We start from the raw sequence: 4443 nt of genomic DNA on the forward strand, positions 1-4443 counted from the left end.
AGGATACCCTCAAACACCCTTGCCTAACGCCCGACTCCAAGCCTTGGGCGCAACGCTCCGAGCATTCATCGCAAGGCTCGTAGGCTTGCGCGCGATGCTCCGAGCATTAAACGCAAGGCTTCAAGCGTTGCGCGCAATGTTAATAGCCTTGCGAGTGAAGCAAAAAGCCATTCGCGTCAGTCTCCCAGGTTTGTGGGCTTGGCAAATGGCCGGCTCGGGCTGCACAATCTGGGCAACCAACGATTCAACTCGCCCTGGGTAGCGAATCGGCTAGCTTGCTGCTTGGTGACTACCTTTAGCGTTCGTCCCGCCCAATTTTTTGGCATTGTCTGTATAATCGCCGCCAGAGTTGGCCGAACAGTCGCCGTTTCGCGTAAGCGGGAGGGAGGAAAGTCCGGGCTCCATAGGGCAGGGTGCCAGGTAATGCCTGGGAGGCGCGAGCCTACGGAAAGTGCCGCAGAAAATATACCGCCTGGTTCGAATCGTACCCGGTAAGGGTGAAATGGTGCGGTAAGAGCGCACCGCGCAACTGGTAACAGGTGTGGCAGGGTAAACCCCACCCGGAGCAAGATCAAATAGAGGAGCATTGGCGTGGCCCGCGCTGTTCCTGGGTAGATTGCTTGAGCGCTTGGGTGATCAAGCGCCTAGATGAATGGCTGTTCACGACAGAACCCGGCTTACAGGCCAACTCTTTCCCTTCTTTTGCAATCCGCAAAATATTCCATGACATCCAAGACCGACGAATTTTTCCGGAAGGCGGAGCAATTGATTGCCGCCGGCCGTTTCATCGATAGCAAGGGCTGGGTGCCGGCGACCAGCGGCAATTTCTCGGCCAGGCTCTCCGACGGCAATATCGCGATTACCGTATCCGGTCGCCACAAGGGCCGGCTGGAACCTGATGATATCATGTTGATCGATAGCTCCGGCCAGTCGCTGGACGGCAAGAAGCCGTCGGCCGAGACCTTGTTGCACACGTCGATTTACCAACGTTTTCCTCAGGTGCAAGCGGTGTTGCATCCGCATTCGGTCAACGCCACGCTGACGGCGCGCCTGTTTCAACACGAAATCGTGCTGGAAGACTACGAATTGTTGAAAGCTCTGCCCGGCATCGCCACCCATGAAACTCGGATCGTCGTGCCGATTTTTGGCAACGATCAGGATATTCCGCGCTTGGCGGCCAAGGTCGACGCCTATATGGATACTCACGACGATGTGCACGGTTACATCATCGCCGGCCACGGGTTTTACACCTGGGGCGCTTCGGTGGACGATGCCTTGCGCCATTTGGAAGCCCTGGAGTTTTTGTTCGACATTGAAATTCGTCTGCATGGAGTGACACGTTTATGAGCGCTTTAACGATTTATCCCGCCGGCCAGCCCGATCAAGGCCGCACCTTCCGCGAGTTCGCCGACATCGCCGCTCGGTTAAGCGAGTTGGGCGTGCAGTTCGAGCGCTGGCAAGCCGATCGAACATTCGGCGCCGATGCCGATAGCGATACGGTCTTAAGCGCATATCAGCGTTCGATCGACCAACTGAAGCAGCAATACGGTTTTCAATCGGTGGACGTGATCAGCCTGAACGCCGAGCATCCGAATAAGGAGGCATTACGGCAGAAGTTTTTATCCGAGCACACCCATAGCGACTTCGAGGTGCGGTTTTTCGTCGAGGGCAAGGGTTTGTTTTATTTGCATGTCGACGATCAAGTCCACGCAGTGCTGTGCGAACAGGGCGATTTGATCAGCGTGCCGGCCAACACCAAGCATTGGTTCGATATGGGCGAAAATCCGCAATTCAAATGCATTCGCCTGTTCACTACCGAAGACGGCTGGGTGGCCGAGTTTACCGGCGAAAAGATCGCCGAGCGCTTTCCGACCCTGGATCAATACCTGCTGACTTTATGATCGAAGCCATCGTCACCGACATCGAAGGAACCACCTCATCGCTGTCCTTCGTCAAGGACGTGTTGTTTCCTTACGCGCGGACGCATCTGGCGGATTTTATCGGTCGCCATGGCGACGAACCGCAGGTCAAGGCGCTGTTGGACGATGCCGCTGGACTGATGGACGGGACGGCGGAGCGGGCCGCGATAGTCGAACAATTGATTGCCTGGATAGACGCCGATCAAAAGATCACGCCTTTGAAATCCTTGCAAGGCCTGATCTGGCTGGACGGCTACCGTAACGGCGATTTTACCGGCCACGTTTACGAGGATGCGGTGCGCAATCTCAAGGCTTGGCATGCCCGGGGTTACCGGTTGTACGTGTACTCGTCCGGCTCGGTGCAGGCGCAAAAGTTATTGTTCGGCCATAGCGATTTCGGCGATTTGACCTCGCTGTTTTCCGGCTACTTCGATACTCACATCGGCGGCAAGCGCGAAGCCGACTCCTACCGGCGTATCGCCGCCGAGCTGGGTTTGCCTGCCGACCGGATTTTATTCCTGTCGGACATCCGCGAAGAATTGGATGCGGCCCGCGAAGCCGGCATGGCGACGCGCTGGCTGGTGCGGGAGCAAGACCCGATGTCTGATGCAGAGCATCCGCAAGTTGCCGATTTCGACGCCGTCCAGCCCTAAGCACCGCCGGCGGTCATGAAAATCGCGATACTGTCCCGCGACGCCAGCTTGTATTCCAGCGTTCGTCTGGTCGAGGCCGCCACGGCGCGCGGGCACCAGGCCAGGGTGTTCGACCCGACCCATTGCTATATGAACATCACCTCGATGAAGCCGTCGATCCATTACATGGGCGAGGATTTGTTGAGCTACGACGCGGTGATTCCGCGCATCGGCGCGTCGATCACCTTTTACGGCACGGCGGTACTGCGCCAGTTCGAGGTGATGAATACCTTCACGTTGAACAATTCGGCTGCGATCAGCCGCTCCCGCGACAAGTTAGCGTCCAGCCAATTATTGGCCCGCAAAGGCATCGATCTGCCGATTACCGCGTTCGCGCACAATCCCGACAACATTGAAGACCTGATTGCCGAAGTCGGCGGCGCGCCGTTGGTCATCAAACTGGTGGAAGGCTCGCAAGGCATCGGCGTAGTACTGGCCGAAACGCATAACGCCGCGCACAGCGTGATCCAAGCCTTCATGGGTTTGAACGCCAACATCATGGTGCAAGAGTTTATCCAGGAAGCGGCCGGCAGCGACATTCGCTGTTTTGTGATCGGCGACAAGGTGGTGGCGGCGATGAAACGCCAAGGCCGCGAAGGCGAGTTCCGCTCCAACCTGCATCGCGGCGGCAGCGCCAGCGTGGTCCGGCTGACGCCGCAAGAACGCGCCACCGCGGTTGGCGCGGCGAAAGTGATGGGATTGGATGTCTGCGGCGTGGACTTGCTGCGTTCCAAGCGCGGACCGCTGGTCATGGAAGTCAATTCCTCGCCGGGCCTGGAGGGTATCGAAAAAACCTGCGACAAGGACATCGCCGGTTTGATGATCGAATATATCGAAAAGAACGCCCGAAAAAACAGGCCCGTTTAAATTCGGCTGTTTACCTCGTCAGCGGAACGAATCGGTAACCGCGATCGGTTTGCCAGGACAAATACACATCCCGGTCGTCGCCGATCAGAAAGGCGTCGTCGACTTTTCCCGTTGCGCTCGCCAAAGTCTCGGCCGGCGACCAGCTTTCGCCGGCGTCGTCGGAATACATATGCCTTACCAAATTCCGGCTGCCGTCGAATTCGGACCAAACCACCCAGACTTGTCGGTCTTTGGCTAGCACTTGGGGGTGTTTGGCACCGGCGCCGCCAAAGGGATACGGTGCGGAAAAATCTTGGCCTTGGTTGGTGGAGCGGGCATAGAACAGGCCCGGCCGGGATTCGGCGCCGCTGAACCAGACGACGTGATAGCCGCCGGCTTCATCTATCGAAAGTCCCGGACCGTGGTGGGGGCAGGCGTCGATTTTCCAGTTTGTGCTTTCGACGCGCCGGACGGTGCCGGGCGTATCCCAGGCTACGAATTTGTTGATGGCGTGATCGCGGATGCCGCCGTCGAAAACATGCCGCCATAGCACGACAGGCAGGTTGTCCTTGTCGATCTCGGTGCCCAGCCGGCAGCATTCGCAACTGTGGGGCGCTAGCCGTCGGTTGGGTTGGAAGCTTTGCCCGCCATCCCGAGACCAAGCGAAATAGACCGCCGAGCCGTCGAACGGCCGGTTCTCGGCTTTTGCCTTGTCCTTATCGCGCGCGTCCAGCCACGCAACGAAAACCTCGCCATTTTGCCCCACAGCTAGGCTGTCGAAGCGATGGCCGGTGATATTGGGGTCGTCGTTGATCGTGACGGGTTTACTAAAACTTTGTCCTCCATCCATGGACCGGGAAAATCGAATATGTCCGCTATGGCGTTTCTCCAAGGTCTGAGTCCAAGTCACGAATAGCGTGCCTTGTCGATCGGTTTTGATTTTGGGCCGGTACTCGCCGTGCGAGGCGATAGCTTCCGGTTCGGCG

5 protein-coding genes and 1 other RNA gene are annotated in these 4443 nt (G+C 57.8%); 5 read left to right on the forward strand and 1 reads right to left on the reverse strand.

Going from position 1 to position 4443, the window contains the following annotated elements:
* Positions 1 to 345 precede the first annotated feature (345 nt).
* The 5 genes from rnpB (at position 346) to rimK (ending at position 3478) form a co-directional block, all read left to right on the forward strand.
* Positions 346 to 696: RNase P RNA component class A (gene rnpB, locus AC3B8H_RS18855), an RNA gene on the forward strand.
* Between the two features lie 27 nt (positions 697 to 723).
* Entirely contained in the window at positions 724 to 1347 is a 624-nt protein-coding gene (locus tag AC3B8H_RS18860) for a methylthioribulose 1-phosphate dehydratase (protein ID WP_488443066.1), read from the forward strand.
* Entirely contained in the window at positions 1344 to 1901 is a 558-nt protein-coding gene (locus AC3B8H_RS18865; RefSeq protein ID WP_488443067.1) for a 1,2-dihydroxy-3-keto-5-methylthiopentene dioxygenase, read from the forward strand. Before AC3B8H_RS18860 ends, AC3B8H_RS18865 begins: the two co-directional genes overlap by 4 nt.
* A complete protein-coding gene (gene mtnC, locus AC3B8H_RS18870) occupies positions 1898 to 2572 on the forward strand; it encodes an acireductone synthase (RefSeq protein WP_488443068.1) in 675 nt (224 codons plus the stop codon). Before AC3B8H_RS18865 ends, mtnC begins: the two co-directional genes overlap by 4 nt.
* A 15-nt stretch (positions 2573 to 2587) precedes the next feature.
* Positions 2588 to 3478: a 30S ribosomal protein S6--L-glutamate ligase gene (gene rimK / locus AC3B8H_RS18875; RefSeq protein WP_488443069.1), complete on the forward strand. Its 891-nt coding sequence runs from the start codon at positions 2588 to 2590 to the stop codon at positions 3476 to 3478.
* Positions 3479 to 3488: 10 nt separating this feature from the next.
* Here the strand turns inward: rimK and AC3B8H_RS18880 are convergent.
* On the reverse strand, positions 3489 to 4443 hold a 955-nt coding region (locus tag AC3B8H_RS18880), incomplete at its 5' end, for a sialidase family protein (protein WP_488443070.1).

The sequence above is a fragment of the Methylomonas sp. BG-2 genome (genome assembly GCF_057766305.1).

What these genes read in the sequence shown, in the direction of transcription:
- AC3B8H_RS18860 (WP_488443066.1), top strand. Translation starts at nt 724, where the DNA reads ATGACATCCAAGACCGACGAATTTTTCCGGAAGGCGGAGCAATTGATT.
- AC3B8H_RS18865 (WP_488443067.1), top strand. Translation starts at nt 1,344, where the DNA reads ATGAGCGCTTTAACGATTTATCCCGCCGGCCAGCCCGATCAAGGCCGC.
- mtnC (WP_488443068.1), top strand. Translation starts at nt 1,898, where the DNA reads ATGATCGAAGCCATCGTCACCGACATCGAAGGAACCACCTCATCGCTG.
- rimK (WP_488443069.1), top strand. Translation starts at nt 2,588, where the DNA reads ATGAAAATCGCGATACTGTCCCGCGACGCCAGCTTGTATTCCAGCGTT.